The 15,058-nt window shown below is 68.8% G+C and carries 12 protein-coding genes; 3 read left to right on the top strand and 9 right to left on the bottom strand.

Annotation, left to right across the window (positions count from 1 at the left end):
• The 9 genes from cas7c to QM699_RS11860 form a co-directional block, all read right to left on the bottom strand.
• The gene (gene cas7c, locus QM699_RS11900) at positions 1–879 is read right to left on the bottom strand and encodes a type I-C CRISPR-associated protein Cas7/Csd2 (RefSeq protein WP_415011322.1); all 879 of its coding nucleotides are present in this window, start codon (positions 877–879) and stop codon (positions 1–3) included.
• A 4-nt stretch (positions 880–883) separates the two neighbouring features.
• Positions 884–2,758 (bottom strand): type I-C CRISPR-associated protein Cas8c/Csd1, encoded by a 1,875-nt coding sequence (gene cas8c / locus QM699_RS11895; RefSeq protein ID WP_415011321.1) that lies wholly within the window; start codon positions 2,756–2,758, stop codon positions 884–886.
• Positions 2,755–3,450: a type I-C CRISPR-associated protein Cas5c gene (gene cas5c / locus QM699_RS11890; RefSeq protein WP_415011320.1), complete on the bottom strand. Its 696-nt coding sequence runs from the start codon at positions 3,448–3,450 to the stop codon at positions 2,755–2,757. Before cas5c ends, cas8c begins: the two co-directional genes overlap by 4 nt.
• Positions 3,451–4,474: 1,024 nt before the next feature.
• Positions 4,475–5,023, bottom strand: a complete 549-nt coding sequence (locus tag QM699_RS11885; protein WP_415011319.1) for a hypothetical protein — start codon at positions 5,021–5,023, stop codon at positions 4,475–4,477.
• Between the two features lie 25 nt (positions 5,024–5,048).
• A complete protein-coding gene (locus QM699_RS11880; protein WP_415011318.1) occupies positions 5,049–6,716 on the bottom strand; it encodes a CRISPR-associated endonuclease Cas3'' in 1,668 nt (555 codons plus the stop codon).
• A 783-nt stretch (positions 6,717–7,499) separates the two neighbouring features.
• On the bottom strand, positions 7,500–9,068 hold the full coding sequence (locus tag QM699_RS11875) for an ABC transporter permease (protein WP_415011317.1): 1,569 nt from the start codon (positions 9,066–9,068) through the stop codon (positions 7,500–7,502).
• Positions 9,058–9,843 carry an ABC transporter ATP-binding protein gene (locus tag QM699_RS11870; RefSeq protein WP_415011316.1) on the bottom strand — a complete coding sequence of 262 codons (786 nt, stop codon included), beginning with the start codon at positions 9,841–9,843 and terminating at the stop codon, positions 9,058–9,060. Before QM699_RS11870 ends, QM699_RS11875 begins: the two co-directional genes overlap by 11 nt.
• The gene (locus QM699_RS11865) at positions 9,840–10,805 is read right to left on the bottom strand and encodes an ABC transporter substrate-binding protein (protein ID WP_415011315.1); all 966 of its coding nucleotides are present in this window, start codon (positions 10,803–10,805) and stop codon (positions 9,840–9,842) included. The genes QM699_RS11870 and QM699_RS11865 overlap by 4 nt, the downstream gene beginning before the upstream one ends.
• Before the next feature lie 31 nt (positions 10,806–10,836).
• A complete protein-coding gene (locus QM699_RS11860; RefSeq protein ID WP_415011314.1) occupies positions 10,837–11,574 on the bottom strand; it encodes a 5-formyltetrahydrofolate cyclo-ligase in 738 nt (245 codons plus the stop codon).
• Positions 11,575–11,672: 98 nt separating this feature from the next.
• Between QM699_RS11860 and QM699_RS11855 the strand changes: the two genes are divergently transcribed.
• The 3 genes from QM699_RS11855 to QM699_RS11845 all read left to right on the top strand — a co-directional run bounded on the left by QM699_RS11855 (position 11,673) and on the right by QM699_RS11845 (position 15,017).
• Positions 11,673–12,515 (top strand): MurR/RpiR family transcriptional regulator, encoded by an 843-nt coding sequence (locus QM699_RS11855; RefSeq protein ID WP_415011313.1) that lies wholly within the window; start codon positions 11,673–11,675, stop codon positions 12,513–12,515.
• Between the two features lie 141 nt (positions 12,516–12,656).
• Positions 12,657–13,553, top strand: a complete 897-nt coding sequence (locus QM699_RS11850; protein ID WP_415011312.1) for a MurR/RpiR family transcriptional regulator — start codon at positions 12,657–12,659, stop codon at positions 13,551–13,553.
• Between the two features lie 189 nt (positions 13,554–13,742).
• Positions 13,743–15,017, top strand: coding sequence for an ABC transporter substrate-binding protein (locus tag QM699_RS11845; RefSeq protein ID WP_415011311.1), 1,275 nt, complete (start codon positions 13,743–13,745; stop codon positions 15,015–15,017).
• Positions 15,018–15,058: the final 41 nt, after the last annotated feature.

The raw sequence follows: 15,058 nt of genomic DNA, 5'->3' as shown, positions 1-15,058 counted from the left end.
TCAGGCGCAGGGGCGCAGGATCGAGACGCCGGCGGGCAGGTCGGCCTCGTCAACCGTGACGGCGTAGTCGTCGAAGCTGCGGGGGACCTTCACGTCCTCCTTCCGCTTCACCTCCACCCGCCGGAAGAGCTTCTGCGCCAGCGCGTTGCCGAGCGGGTTCTCGTGGCGGAAGACGATGAGATCCTGCGGGTTCATCTCCATCCGCGCCGCCGAGCGGTCGTGCTCGAACATGCGCCCGAGCGCCTCGAACAGCAGGTCGAGGTCGCCCTGGTCGAAGCCGGTGCCCTTGGTTTCGTCGCCGGCGAGGCTCGGCGAGACGAAGCCGTGGCAGCGGTAGAGGCCGTAGGGCACGATATACTTGCGCCCCATCGTGCGCTCCTTGTCCGCGTCCCGCTCGTTGGTGACGGAGGAGCGGGTGATGGTGATCTCCTGCGGCAGGATCGGGTCGATCGACTCCGCGAAGGAGAGCTGCACCGGGCCGCGCACCTGGCCCGCGTTCACCTCGGTCGTCATCACGGCACCGAAGGTGCGCACGTCGTAGAAGTTCGCGCACATCCAGCGGGTGAGCTCGCGGGCCTTGTCCGCGCCCTTCGGCAGCTTCTTCGCCTCGGGCTTCAGCCCCAGCGCCTTGTAGGCCTCGCCGTGGGTCTGGTTCAGCACCGCCTTCTCGCGCATGTAGATGGCGTGGGGCGGCTCGCCGCCACGGGTCAGGTCGACATAGTTCCTGATCTTGCGCTTCAGCGCGACGTCGGTGACGAGACCCTTCTGGGTGTCGTTGTCGATCCGCGGCATGTTGCCGTTGTCGGGATCACCGTTCGGGTTGCCGTTCCTGATGTCGAAGAGATAGACGAAATCATAGCGGTTCTGGATCGGGGCCATCGTCCTACTCCTCGTCACCTGTCTCGGGGGCGGCATCATCGTCGGGGCCGTCTGCGTCTGCGGAGCGGCGCTTGCCGTAGCGTTCCTGATAGTAGCCGACGAAGAACAGACCCTGTTCCTCGCTGTCGTGCTGGGCGGGGGCGCCGATGCCGGTCTCACCCCAGAGCAGGCCGATGTCGCGCGCGATGCCGGCGCCGACAGCCCGCGCGTGGGCTGCGTCCTTGATCCATCGGGCATCGGAATGGCCGTTGCGCAACCGCTTCAGGTGGTGGGTCTCGGCGTTGCCGATCAGCATGGGGAAGACCCGTCCCGGAGTCGCCGCGGCCGCACCGAGAAACTTGTCCTTCACCGTCGCGTTGATCTCGTCGCCGAGCGCGGCGAGCTGCGCCCGCTCGATCAGCGCGAAGAGTCGCCCGAGCCGCCGCGCCGGGTTCGGATCGTCAGGGTCGGAGCGCATCAGGTAGTCCTCCATCGGCTTGCCGTTCGGCCCCATCGGCAGGCGGCCTTCCAGGCGCATGTCCCGCACGATCAGCCCCTTGATGAGCGCCATGCGGATGCGGTCGAGCACATGGTCGCTTCGGACCCGCATCACGAGGAGCGGCAGCAGCCCCCGCGGGAACCGCCCGCCGGTCAGCACGGCGCGCAGCAGTTCGCCGGAGACGAGCGACGAGACGGCCTCCCTGTCGAAGGTGATCCGTCCGTTCGCGTCCCGGCGCGCCGGGGCCGTGCGCAGGCTCGCCGCATAGATCGAGAACAGCGGTCGCTCCGGCGCCGGCTCCAGCGCGATGTCGCGCAGGTAGGCGGCGTAGCGCTCGGCGAGGGCGCCGAAATCGCCCTCCCAGAACAGCCGGACCGCCAGCCGCGCGGCGTTCGGCGCGAGGCCGAGCACGCAGAAGCGTACGTTGCCCCGAAACCGCGGCTCGATCTGCGCCAGCGGCCGCCCGGCCCGGAGTTCCAGGAGCTTGCCCTCGATGACCCGCTCCGCCCCCTCCTCCTCCTTGCCGGACACGCTCCGCGTGCCGAGGATCGTGGCGCCCCAGATGTCGACCTCCGCCGCAACCTCGGGATCGGAGCAGTCCGCCCAGAACACCGTCGAGGCATCGCCGATCTGAAGCCGGTGCCCGCTGTCCCGTCCAAGGAAATGGTTGAGCGCCGTGGTGTAGGCGAAGGCCGCCGCCTCCGACACCTGCGCATTGTCACCCTGCTCGTGGCCATAGGAGGTGAAGGCGTCGAGATTGTAGGAGACGAGGCTCGCCCCCGCCGTCTGCGCCCCCCAGACGCCCTTGATCGCCGGATGCAGCCGCGCCACCGGGCCGGCCTCACCGGACACGAGGCACACCCGCGCATCGGCCGCCGCCGCCCCCTTCACCCGCGCCCAGGCCGCCCGCGCCGCCGGCCGGTCGTGCAGGAACACGTCCGCCAGCCGCTCGCTCTCCAGCGCGAAGACGACATTCTGGTCCCGCATCTCCTCCGGCCAGAGCGGCGGCTGGAATTGCTCCGGGGTCCAGCCGTCGAGGAAGCGCAGGAAGGCGACGAGCCCCGCATCCCCGGTCCCGGCCAGCCACTCCCGATGCTTTGCCTTGAACGCCTCATGCTCCTGCGCCGTCCGTTTGCCCTCACCGGCGGTGACGCCGAGCGCGTAGGCGGTCTTGTCCCACAGGAAGTTCGGCGCGATACCCACCGTCCGTTTCGCCGCCTGCGGGGCGAGGATCGGCGCGGGCTGCGGCTTCTTTCCGGGACTGCGCAGGTCGATGACATGCGCCACCGTCCCATCCTCGTTCAGCGACACCACAAAGCCGATCTTTTCCACGGCGAAGCCGAAGGGCGGCGCGTCCGGCAATCGCTCATAGGCCCGCGCCAGCGCCGCCAGCACGCTCACCGGAGGATCTCCGGCGATCCGGGCTGCGGCACCGCCATGACCCCGTCCACCAGCCGCGCCCGGAACAGGAGAGACGGCCGCCCCGGCGCCCCGTGGTCGATGTCCCACAGCATCAGCCCCAGGTCGCGCGGCGTTCCGAACCCGAGATCCGCCGTCCGGTGCTTCGGCGCCGCCATCGGCAGCGGCTCGCCGTGGGGGACCGGCGCGAACTCCGCCGGGAACTCCCGCGTCCCGAGGCAGGGCTGCTGCCAGCACTGCCCGCGGGTCGCCCGGCGATTGAAGATGTCGAGATGCTTGCCCTCGGTATCGTCGGGACCGGCGCGGTCGGTCAGCACGAAATGCGCCTCGATGAGATAGTCCGGGTTCACCAGCACCGTTGCCGCCCGCTGCTGCCGCTCGTCCTCGACGAGGAGGTGCAGGTCGCCGATGTCGCCGCGGTTCATCGCCGCCCGCACCGTCCCGGCCGGTGCCTTGCGCCCGACCTCGTTGCGGCGGATGGTGGTCGTCCTGATAGGGGTCAGGACGCGGATCCGGTCGACGACCCAAACGATGGCCGGCTTCCAATGGATGGATTCCATTACGCCGCGCGCCGCCGAGGGCGTCATGACAGGATAAGTCTCACGCTCAACTTTGAGATCCTGCCTGGCGAACAGGGCATACGGGCCACCTACGCGAAGCCGAACACCACGCATCGCACCTCCCGCACAAACTTCAGTGTTATGTTGACACACAGCGTAGCGTGTCATACTAGGATCGTCAACAGGTGCGCGCTTGGACCTCGGGGAGAGGGGAATGCGTAAGCAGGGCCGCTACAATAACCATGCTTCAAAAAGCGAAGCCCCGCGAGGACCCGAAGGCTGTCGCGGGGCTCTAACTGTCCGGGGTCGTTTGCAAGCAGTGACGTTCCCTCGGCGCACCAGTGAGTAGATAGAGGCATGCCCGGCTCAGGTCAACAACCGATTAACGTGCGGGCGTCGGCCGAAGCTCTGTCTGAGATAATTTCCCCTTTAAGACTAGGCACATACCTTAACGCAGCTGGCCACGACGCTCATCGCGCGCTAGAAATTTATCTGTGGAACGCGAAGGTCGGCGAGGCCTTTCATATACCAATCCAAGCTGTTGAAGTCGGGCTGCGGAACCGGGTCTCGGATGGGTTAGCTTCCGCCTTCGGACCTGACTGGTGGAGCTCACCCGCCTTCCTCACCTTGGCTGGTCCTAAGCGTGTGGCCGACATTGACGTGGTGAAGGCGCGTCTTGTCCGCAAGGGAAAACAGGTAGCGACGGGCCAGATTATCGCGGGCCTCTCGTTTGGGTTTTGGGTCGCCATGCTGCATCGCAGATTCAATCCAAGCATATGGAGCGGCAATCTCCGGACCGCGTTTCCCCACCTTCCTACGACGATCAGCCTCAATCGACTGCACCATGATTTACGGGAGATCGCCGATTTCCGCAATCGTATATGGCATCACGAACCGATTTTCCGAAGGGACCTGATGGCCGACTATTCGCGGTGCATGACAGTCCTTGGATGGTTGTGTCCTTCCAAACGACTGTGGATAAAACCTCACTGTCGTGTCTCCATCGTCATGAGACAGAAGCCCTAATTAAAACTGATTTTCTGCTTAATCAATAAGTTAGTCGCCTTTCTTGGGGCGTGGATCGAAACAGTGTGATGTTTCCAAAAGAGACGGGCCGGGAACTCTCCCGGCCCCGATCTTAAATCACCGTCTGCTCCACCCCCAGATACTCCGCGTCCTCCCACCATAACCCGCTGTCCTCATGGTACAGCTCCCCGGCGGACAGCACGCAGAACTGATCCCCCCGCGCCTCCGGCGCCGCGAATGCCGCCTTGCCGCAGGCGATCAGCCGCGTCCGTGCCTTCTCCGGCACCAGCACCACATGCCGTTGCAGATCGCGCGCCAGCGCGCCCGAGGGGATCGCCTCTATCGCCAGCCGCGCGACCACCTCCTCCACCCCGCGCGGGATCACCACCGGCAACATCGTCGTCTCGATCATGCGGAACGTCTCCGCCACCGTGCGGAAGGGGAAATCCGTGCCCTGCCCGCTGACGAGGAAGGCGTCGACGATCCGCTTCGCATCGAGCTGGTCGCCCCGGCGCATCCGCCAGTAGATCTCGCCGAAATACCGCTCGATCGCCGCCAGCGACTGGAAGTCCTCCTCCCGGATCGACCGCTCCATGTCTCCGATCAACGCCTTCACCTCCGGCGGCACCGGATAGTCCGCGCCGGTGAAGAAGGTCAGCACGCCCTCCGGCCGCCGCCCTTCCCTGTTAACCCTTCCCGCGGCTTGAAGGATCTCGGTCCAACCCCGCCTTCGCCCGCCACCCGGCCGGGAAATCGAGATCGACCCCGGCCTCGATCAGGCTCGTCGCGATCAGCCGGCAGGGCGTGCCGTCCTTCAGGCGCTCCCGTACATCGGCCAGCACCCGCGCCCGGTCCGCCGCCATCTGCCGCGTGGTGAGATGCACGAGCCCTTCGAGCCCGGCCGCCTTCGCCTCGCGGTACAGCTCGAGCGCGTGCCGGCGGCTGTTGACGATCACGAAGCCCTGCGCCACTCCCGCCAGCGCCGCGATCAGGCCCGCGTTGTCGATCTCGCCGCCATCGACGATCCGCGCCCGCCTCAGCCGCTCCGCGAGGCCAACCGGGTCCGGCGCCAGTTCGCGCAGGTCGAGCGTCAGTTCTCCCTTCACGGCCTCACCGACCGACGGCTGCGTCGCCGTGCAGAAGACGATCGAGCACCCCCAGTGCCGCGCGAGGCAGTCGAGCATCCGGAGGCAGGGGCGCAGCAGCGCCCGCGGCAGGGTCTGCGCCTCGTCGAGCACGATCACGCTGCCTGCGATGTTGTGGAGCTTGCGCGCCCGCGACGGGCGGGCGGCAAAGAGGCTCTCGAAGAGCTGCACATTGGTGGTGACGACCACCGGCGCCGCCCAGTTCTCCATCGCCAGCCGCAGCTTGTTCCGGCCTTCGGGGCGCGTGTCGGCCTCCTCGTCGATCGCCGAATGATGCTCCAGCACCGCCCCTTCGCCGAGCACGTCGCGAAAGATCGTCGCCGTCTGGTCGATGATCGAGGTGAAGGGGATCGCATAGATGATCCGCCGATGCCCGTGCGCGGCGGCGTGGTCGAGCGCGAAGCCGAGCGAGGCCAGGGTCTTGCCGCCGCCGGTCGGCACGGTCAGCGTGAAGAGGCCGGGGGGCAGCGCGGCACCCGCCCGGACGTGGCCGAGGATGTCCCGGCGCAGGATGTTCAGCGGACCCTCGCCGTCGAGTCGCGCCATATGCGCGTCGAACCGCTCCCGGAACACCGGCGAAACGTCCTTCATCGCGGGCCAGTCCCGGTCGGGGCGCCGTCCTTCGAAGGGGGCATAGAAGGCCTCGGTATCGAGGAAGTCCGCTTCCACCAGACAGGAGAACAGCATCCGCACCGCGACCGAGAGGTCGAAGGCCTGCCTCCCCGGGTCGGGCGAGACACGGCCGCGCAATTCCTCGGCGACGCCCGTCAGGTCGAGCGAGATCTCGTCGCGCCAGACCGGATCGAGTTTGTCGGTGAACTGCGCGCAGCGCGCGTCGAGGCCGCCGCCGCCTTTGCGCCGGTCCGGAAGCCCGGCATGATGGCCGAGAATGCAATAGGCCAGCGCCTCGGCCGCGATCCGTTCCGGCGCGGTGCCTGCCATGGCGAGCAGGGTCGCCCCCCCGGCGGTGGAGTGATCGATCGAGTTCCCTCGCCCTCGGATATACGCCTGAAAGCGATGGTCATACTTCCCGAGATCATGGGCGAGACCCGCCACCCCGGCCGCGACGGAAAGACCGAGGCATCCGCCACGTTCGGCGGCGAGGCGCGAGACTTCGATCAGGTGGACGCGAAGCGCCTGCCAGTCGTCCTCGTCTTTCGAGGAAACCGAATGTGCGAAGAACATGCCCTTGTCGCTGCCGCCCGCCATCCCGCCCCCTCCGGCTCGTCCTGGATGACTATATCCTGCGACAGCGGTGTGCCCTCACGGCCTGACGTCGATGGGTTCGAGGCTCGTCCCGGGCGTTTGCTGGTCGGCGGGATACGCCCCTCGCACAGCGTCCTGCTCTCTCAGTGGCCCGAGCGTCTCGTCGAACCCGAAGCGCACTCCAATCTCGGGGTCTGGCGCCTCCACCACACTCTATCTCCCGCGCAATCGTTCGGCTAGGGCGGATCTGAATTAGCCTCCACCCCAGGGGCTTGCCGTCAGGGCGGGGAACGTCCGCAGCGTGCGCGCGTCGGTCCGCGGACCGACGCCGGCCGCGAAGTCGCGGAACACCCCGGCGGACGAAATCAGCTTCGGCCGGCTCAATCTTGCGGTCGCCAATCATCGGTTCGCCGCGGGCGTCGCTCTGCTTCACCACCTTGTAGCCGTAGCGCCGCCGGATTTACCGTCTTCGACCGGCCGCGGCGGGTCTCGCTGCGAGGTCGCCTGCTCGCGGCAGATACGCAGCTGGGCGAAGAGCCCCTGAGACGTGAAGGAAAGGCGGTGTGCGCCTGAAAATGTCGTTCGTGCGCGTGCAAGATGCCTCTGCCTCTGTCGCTGGTGCCGACCCTCACAAGGTCACGGCAGAAGTAAGACGGTGGGATGTCACGCGCACAGGTAGATCCGGGCCTGCCTCGGTGAGCAAGCCGGGTGTCTGCTGTGCCGTCTCTCGCCGTCAAGGTGGCCGTGTTCCGCAACGGACCGGCACGGCCTTGAACGAAAGGCACGTCAGCCTGCCGGGGCCATCGCCATGCGGGCGAGCAGGCGGCGCTCCACGGCGACGACGAGCTGGTAGAAGTCGACCGAGACCAGCACCGAGACGGTGGCGACGGTCCAGATCATGCCGAAGTCGAGGTAGCCGCGCGACTGGTTGAGGAGGTTGCCGAGGCCGCGGCCGGTGGCGAGCCATTCGGCGATCATCACCCCGAGGAGCGCGCGCGGCGCGGTCAGGCGCAGGGCGGCGAAGATCCAGGGGGTCGAGGCGGGGATCGCGACGAGGCGGAGCTCGGTCCAGGCGCCGGCGCCGTAGGCGCGGGGGAGGTCGAGGGCGGTGCGCGGCACGAGGGCGAGGCCCTGGGCCATCAGCACGTAGGCCGGGAAGAAAGTGACCGAGACGGTGATCCAGAGCGTCACCGCCGTGCCGCGCCCGAGGACGAGGACGAGGAGTGGCGTAAGTGCCACCAGCGGCATGGTCTGGGTGACGAGCGCCACCGGCATGAAGGCGCGGGTGAGGCCGGGGGTGAGCCGCGAGGTGACGGCGAGGGCGAAGGCGAAGGCCATGCCGAGGGCGAGGCCGGCGACGGTGATCGGCAGCGTCTGGCCGAGAGCGGCGAGGAGCTTCGCCTGGACCGTCGCGGCCTGCGCGCCGGTCAGGACATAGGCCGCAACGTCGAGCGGCGACTTGCCGAGCATCGGCGGCACGGCGAGGAGACGCAGGAAGCCCCACCAGACGAGGAAGGGCAGCGCGACGCTACCGGCGGCGAGCGCGAGGCGAAGGGGCAGGGGATCGGCCCTGGTCTCGGTGTCCGGCGGTGCCGAGGGGTTCAGCGTGACGGCGCGGCTGGCGCCGAGGGTGCGGGCGGAGATCGCGGCGAAGAGCGCGTAGGAGAGCCCGGCGATCAGCGTCGCGACGAGGCCGATGCCCCAGAGCCGGGCCGGATCGGCGCGGCCGAGCGAGCCGAGCAGGTAGGCGCCGAGGCCCCAGCGGCCGCCGCCGCCGAACTCGGCGAGGATGGCGCCGAGCACGGCGTTCGGCGCGGCGACCCGGAAGCCGGCGAGGACCGCGGGGACCGCGCCGCGCGCCTGCACGAAGCGCAGGACGGCGCCGCGACCGCCGCCGTAGGCGCGCACGAGGTCGGCGGCGCGGGCGTCGTACTGGGTCAGTCCGACGACGGTGGCGCTCATCGTCACGAAGTAGACGCTGAGGGCGGCGAGGACGACACGCGGGGCGATGCCCTCGAGGGTGAGCGCGAGGATCGGGGCGATGGCGATCGGCGGCAGGGCGAAGATCGCGATGTTGAGGCCGCGGGCGAGGCGGGAGAGCCGGGGCCAGAGAACGAAGGCCGTGCCCGCGGCGATTGCAATGGTGTTGCCGACGAGAAAGCCGAAGGTCGAGGCCTGCAGCGTCGCCCAGACGTGGCCGGGATAGTCGGCGCGGTCGGCCCACAGCCGGGCGAGGATCGCACTCGGCGCCGGCAGCGCGCCGGAGGCGACGAGGCCGAGGCGGCCGACCGTCTCCCAGGCGGCGAGAAGGATGACGGCGATCAGCCAGCCCGGGACCCGGCGCTCAGGCGGCATGGGCGGAGTCGTCGTGCAGCAGGCCGGCGAGCCGGTCCTCGAGGCGGTGGAAGGCGTCCTCGGCGAAGAGCCCGGGCGTGCGCGGTCGCGGGAAGGGGACCTCGACCAGCTCGACGATGCGGCCGGGGCCGCCCTGCATCACCGCGACCCGGTCGGCGAGGAAGATCGCCTCGTCGATGCCGTGGGTGACGAGGAGCGCGGTCGCGCCAGTCTCGCCCCAGATCCGCTGCAGCTCGATGTTCATCTGCCGCCGCAGGATCTGATCGAGGGCGCCGAAGGGCTCGTCGAGGAAGAGCATCCGTGGCTCGGTGACGAGCGCGCGGGCGATGGCAACGCGCTGGCGCATGCCGCCCGAAAGCTCGCCCGGCAGCGCCCGCTCGTGGCCGGCAAGGCCGACGAGGGCGAGGAGGTCACGGATCCGCGCTGCGGCGGGCCCGAGGTCGCGGCCGAGCACCTCGAGCGGCAGGGCGACGTTCTGCTCGACCGTCCGCCACGGCAGCAGGGCCGCGTCCTGGAAGGCGACGCCGGTGACGCCGGCGGCCCGCGCGGACCCGGGCGGCTGGCCGCCGATGGTCACCCGGCCGGCGTCGGGCGTCTCGAGCCCGAGCGCGACCCGCAGCATCGTCGACTTGCCGCAGCCCGATGGCCCGATCAGCGCGGTGAAGGAGCCGGCCGGGCAGTCGAGCGACACGTCGCGCAGCGCCTCGACCACCTTGCCGCGCCCCCGGAAGGTCCGCGACAGGCCGGTCAGCGTCAGGCCGGCCGGCGCGGTCATCCGATCTCTTCGAGCAGCGTGGTGTCGAACATCTCGCGCCTGCCCTTGATCCCGACCCGGTCGAGGGCGGCGATGTTCTTCGCGATGTCCTCCTCCGTCATCGAGAAGATCCCGCCCGGCGCCCCGATCAGCGGCTTCTGCGCGGTGTTGAAGTAGATCTCGTTCTCGATCGAGCGCCCGGTGCCCTTGAACCAGGTATCCATCCACTTCGGCGGCCAGACGGCGGGGTCGGCGAGGTTCGCTTCCCAGCCCTTGCGCGCGGCCTTCAGCCACGCGACGAGTTCCGGCCGCCGGGTCTTCAGCGTCTCCTCGGTGACGACGACGGTGTCGTTGTAGATGGTGAAGCCGAGGTCGTAGAGCAGCACGCTCACAGCCTTCTCGCCCATGCTCTCGATTGTGAAGGGCACGTTCGTGGTGAAGTCGAGCGACGCGTCGATCTCGCCCTTGATGAGCGGCGTCGGATCGTAAGCGTAGGGCACGATGTTGACCGACGCCGGGTCGATGCCGTTGATCGCCAGCATCGCCTGCACCGAGATGGTGTTGACCGGCGGCACTGCGATCGTCTTGCCGACGAGGTCCTGCGCGGTGGTGATCGGCGCCTTCGCCAGCGACACGATGCCGAGCGGGTTCTTCTGGTACTGGGCGCCGATGATCCTGAACGGCGCGCCCTGCTCGGAGATCGCCTTGATCGTGGTGTCGGGCGTGGTCAGCGTCAGGTCGGCGCGGCCGGCGACGAGCGTCGATTCCGGGATCACGTCCGGGCCGCCCGAGAGGTAGGTGAGATCCAGCCCCTCGGCGGCGAAATACCCCTCGTCGATGCCGAGGAAGTAGCCGGAGAATTCGGCGTCGTTGACCCAGGACGCCTGGAAGACGAGCGGCGTTGCCGCGCGGGCGGTGCGGGGCAGGGCGGGAAGCGCCGCAGCGGCGGCGCTGGCGGCGAGGAAGGCTCGGCGGTTCATCATCGGCGCGGTCCCTGTTCGGAGGTCGGAGGTTTCAGGCGAGGCCCTGCATGCGCTGCAGCTCGCGGAGCGGCGGGGTGGCGGCGAGCTGCTCGGGGTCGAGCAGGTCCCAGCGGATCCCGCGGGGCCGATGGGCGCGGCGGCCGACCTCGATGAGCCGGGTCGGCGTCGCGATCAGGTCGACGAGGATGTCGGTGGCGGACGGGGTCAGCGGCTCCCCGACCACCTGGCAGTCGTGGACGACCGCGACCACCGGCGTCGTCTCGTCGGCGAGGCCGAGGTCGGTGAACATCCCCCACTCGAGGTCGAAGAAGCCGTGCCCCTTGCCGAAGCGGACGCCGTCGATCGAGACCGCGGAGGCGCCCGTCACCATGAAGTCGAAGCGCCCGCGCGCCGCGATCTCGGCGAGGCTCACCGGCCGGGCGAAATGCTCCATCCCGTCGAGCCAGGCGGCGTAGAGTTCCGCCCCCTCCGGCACCATGCCGGGCTCGACGAGAAGGAAGCCGCGGTAGATGCCGTAGGTCGACATCACGAACGGCTTGCCCGCGGCGATCATCCGCCGGCGCAGGTCGACGAGGCAGTTGTCGGGGGTGACGAAGGCGAAGCGGCTGTCGCGGTACGCGGGCAGCGCGGCGACGCGGTCAGTCGCCGCCTCCGACCCCTCGAAGTCGGGGATCACCTCGGCGAAGTTCAGGTGGAAGCGGGTGTCGGGCCGCGCCACGTCGTGCAGGCGCCCCCAAATCTGCTGGCGGATGAGGCTTGGCTTCGACATGATCGCCCTTGGTGTTTCAGGTCGTTTCAACAATTATGAAACGATTGTTTCAGTCCCGCAAGCGGCGCGGTGCGCGACCCCGGAGGCAGATCGACGCGATGGCGACCCGGCTAACCCTCAGAATTCAGGAGAAAAGGCCGCGCCTGACGCCGACTGAGCAGAAAATCGCCGCCGTGCTGCTCGAGAATCAGACATTGATCGAAACCCACAGCGCCACGGAGATTGCGAGTCTCTCGGGCGTTTCCAAGGCCACCGCCGCCCGCTTCTTCCGCAATCTCGGCTATACCGACTTCGACGAGGCCAAGACCCAGGCGCGGGAGGAGCGCAACCGCACCGAGCCCTACGCCTATTCGCCGGGGCCGGAGACGGTGACACCCGGGCGTGCGCTCGCCGACCACCTGCAACTCGAGCTCGCCAACCTCACCCGGACCTTCGAGGAGATGCGCTCGGACACGCTGAGCGAGGCCGCGCGCCTGATCGCGCAGGCGCCGCGGCTCTGGTGTCTCGGGATCGGTGCCGAGGAGGGCCTCGCCCGGGTCGCGCGCGCCGCCTTCGCGCGGCTCCGGCCCGACGTCCACCTGATCGGCGGCCCGGGCGGCTGGGCCGAGGATTCGGCGATGACCGGCCCGCGCGACGTTCTCCTCCTCCTCGCGACCGACCCGGGGCGCCGTGCGGTGCGCGCGCTTGCCGGCCATGCCCGCACCGCGCGGACGGCCGTCGTCACCATCACCGACGCGCAGCACCTTGCCGGCGCTCGCCGCTGGTCGACGCTCGCGATCGGCACCCACGCCGCAACCTATGCCCGCGTCCCGAGCCATACCGCGGCACTCAGCGTGATCCGCCTCCTCGCCGTCGCCCTCCTCGCCCGCCTCGGCGACGCGGCCCTGCAGCGCGACGCCCTCGTCGACCAGATCGGCGAGGAACTCGGCCTCGAGGACTGACGAGACGCTGGAACCCCGGGTGTCTCTGCGCTCGCGCCCCGTCGCTCGCGTCGAGATTGACGGAGCCTTCGCGTAACTTGTGCTGCCGCTTCATTCTTGATCAGAATATCGAACCTTTGCGCGCACGGACGGGACAGCATGGTGAACTCGGGCACTCATTCGGACGGCGCGTCGGGGGACATTCTCGCGCGTATCCGCGACGCCGAGCCCGAGATGTCGCGGTCACAACGCAAGATCGCCCAGGCCATCCTGCGCGCGCCCCACACGTTCGCGGAAAAGCCGATCGAGGATCTCGCGCCGTGGATCGGGGTTTCCGCTCCGACGATCACCCGCTTCTGCCGCCTCGTGCACTGCAACGGCCTCCGCGAACTCAAGCTCAGGATCATGGGCAGCATGCGCGTCGGGTCGCGCTATCTCGCGCCGACCGATCCGCCGCGGACGGCGGAGGGCGTGCGCGCGGAGTTGCTCGCCCGGGCGCAATCCGCACTGATCGCCGCCGACCACCAGCTGCCGCCGGAGGCCGTCGAGCGCGCGCTCGACGCGCTGCTTTCCGGCGGCGTGATCTATGCCTTCGGCAGCGGCGGCGTGTCGAGCTGGCTCGTCGACGAGATCCAGAACAGGTTGTTTCGCATCGGTCTTCGGGTCGTGCCCTGCCGAGACGGGACGATGGCGACGATGTTCGCCGCCACGCTCGGCCGCGGCGACGTGGTGCTTTGCGTCTCCCTCGGCGGCGAGAACGGCCCGCTCCTGACCGCCGCCCGCGTCGGACGGGAATACGGTGCGACGACGATCGCGATCACCGCGCCCGGCTCGTCGCTGGCCGAGGGGGTCGACATCCTGCTCCCCTGCCGCGTGCCGGACAACGGCGACGTGCTTGGCCCCACCTCCAGCCGCTACGGCTTCCTCTTCGTCATCGACGTGCTGGCCTTCGCCGCGGCGATCCGCATCCGGCCGCGGGCGATGGAGACGCTTCGCCGACTCAAGCAGCAGTTCGTCTCCGAGATCGACGGCGAGCTCGATCGCCCGCTGGCGGACTGAAAAGTTCAATTTTCGATCATGAAAGCGCCTTTCGCCCAGGCAGTGCGGCGATCGACATCAAAAGTGATCCAGAAATATAAATTTTTCTTGGCAGGTCATCCGGGACGTCCGTAGCATTTCGCCAGCGCGTGCGCCGTCGGCGCCTTGGATCAACGGGGGTCAAGCATGAATTGATCGGTCGAACAGTTCATGGCATCGCGCCGCGCGGTGCTGCGGGGCGGACTCGCGCTGTCGGCACTCGCCGCCGCCGGCGGGCGCGCCGTCGCCAAGCCGGCGACGCCCATCTCCTTCATCGGCTGGCAGTTCCAGCCGCAGATCGTCGAGGAGAACGTCGCCATCTTCTCGAAGCTCTACGACGAGAACGTCTCCTACGAGCTCGTGAGCGGCGACTATCACCCGATCGTCGAGACCAAGCTCATCGGCGGCCAGAAGATCGACATGATGTACGCCGAGGAGGATCGCGTCGCCCGCTGGCACGCCGCCGGCTGGACGCGCGACCTCGAGGGCCTGCCCGACGTCGCGACGATCAAGGAAGGCATCTTCCCCGTCTGCCTCGACTCCCTGTCGCTGCCTGACGGCCGCTTCGCCGCAATGCCCTACTACGCCGGCCACCTCGCCTTCGTCTTCAACGAGGAGACGCTCGCGACCCAGAAGATCGACGTGCCGACGAGCTTCGCCGCGCTGCTCGACGCCTGCCGCAAGCTCAAGAAGGACGGCGTCTCCGACGCGCCGTTCAACGGCGCCTGGGGCCAGAAGTGGCCGGAGCTGTCGTGGACTTTGTTCGGCGCCTGGTACTCCGAGGGCGCCAGGGTCTTCGACGCCGAGGGCACCTTCGTCGACGAGCCGGCGCTGCGCACCGTGCTCGAGACCTTCCGCACGCTCTATGCCGAGGGGCTCGTCGCCCCCGACATCATGACCCAGCCGAACGAGGGTGTCCCCGCCTTCTGCAGCGGCCGCCATACCTTCCAGTTCATGCACGACTACAACCAGAAGGTCGCGAACGACCCGGCGCTGTCGAAGATCGCCGGCAAGGTGTCGAACGCCCTCATGCCCGGCGCCACCCAGTCGACCTTCGCGTGGACGGCGGTCTATCTCATGGGCGCCAATGTCGACGCGGGCCGGGTGTGGAACATGCTCCGCTTCTTCGGCGGCAAGTCGAGCGACGGCCAGTACCACGTCATCAAGCGCTGGGCGCTCGAGTTCGGCCTCGGCTCGGCCTACCGCGAGATCATGACCGACCCGGAGGTGGTGGCGAGCTTCGAGCAGTGGCGCAACCTCGACGTCTCCAGCGCCCAGCTCGAGAAGGCGACGGCCCGCAAGATCGCCAAGACGATCTGGTTCCCGGAATGGGATCTCTACATGATGCAGCAGACTCAGGACTACATCCGCGGCACCGGCGAAACCGATGCGCTCGTCGGCCTCCTCTCCGCCAAGGCCGCCGAACTCAAGGCCCAGTATCAGTGAGCCCCCGCCGCGCCGGCGTTCCCCCGCGCCGGCGCGTCCCT

It is taken from the genome of Amaricoccus sp., from assembly GCF_047602525.1.
In the GTDB taxonomy this organism is placed as follows: domain Bacteria; phylum Pseudomonadota; class Alphaproteobacteria; order Rhodobacterales; family Rhodobacteraceae; genus Amaricoccus.
This window is presented reverse-complemented; position numbering and strand designations above follow the sequence as displayed.

Excerpts from the sequence above, each read along its gene's own strand:
- cas7c (WP_415011322.1), bottom strand. The coding sequence starts at position 879 with ATGGCCCCGATCCAGAACCGCTATGATTTCGTCTATCTCTTCGACATC.
- cas5c (WP_415011320.1), bottom strand. The coding sequence starts at position 3,450 with ATGCGTGGTGTTCGGCTTCGCGTAGGTGGCCCGTATGCCCTGTTCGCC.
- QM699_RS11880 (WP_415011318.1), bottom strand. The coding sequence starts at position 6,716 with ATGGCGGGCGGCAGCGACAAGGGCATGTTCTTCGCACATTCGGTTTCC.
- QM699_RS11875 (WP_415011317.1), bottom strand. The coding sequence starts at position 9,068 with ATGCCGCCTGAGCGCCGGGTCCCGGGCTGGCTGATCGCCGTCATCCTT.
- QM699_RS11870 (WP_415011316.1), bottom strand. The coding sequence starts at position 9,843 with ATGACCGCGCCGGCCGGCCTGACGCTGACCGGCCTGTCGCGGACCTTC.
- QM699_RS11865 (WP_415011315.1), bottom strand. The coding sequence starts at position 10,805 with ATGATGAACCGCCGAGCCTTCCTCGCCGCCAGCGCCGCCGCTGCGGCG.
- QM699_RS11860 (WP_415011314.1), bottom strand. The coding sequence starts at position 11,574 with ATGTCGAAGCCAAGCCTCATCCGCCAGCAGATTTGGGGGCGCCTGCAC.
- QM699_RS11855 (WP_415011313.1), top strand. The coding sequence starts at position 11,673 with ATGGCGACCCGGCTAACCCTCAGAATTCAGGAGAAAAGGCCGCGCCTG.
- QM699_RS11845 (WP_415011311.1), top strand. The coding sequence starts at position 13,743 with ATGGCATCGCGCCGCGCGGTGCTGCGGGGCGGACTCGCGCTGTCGGCA.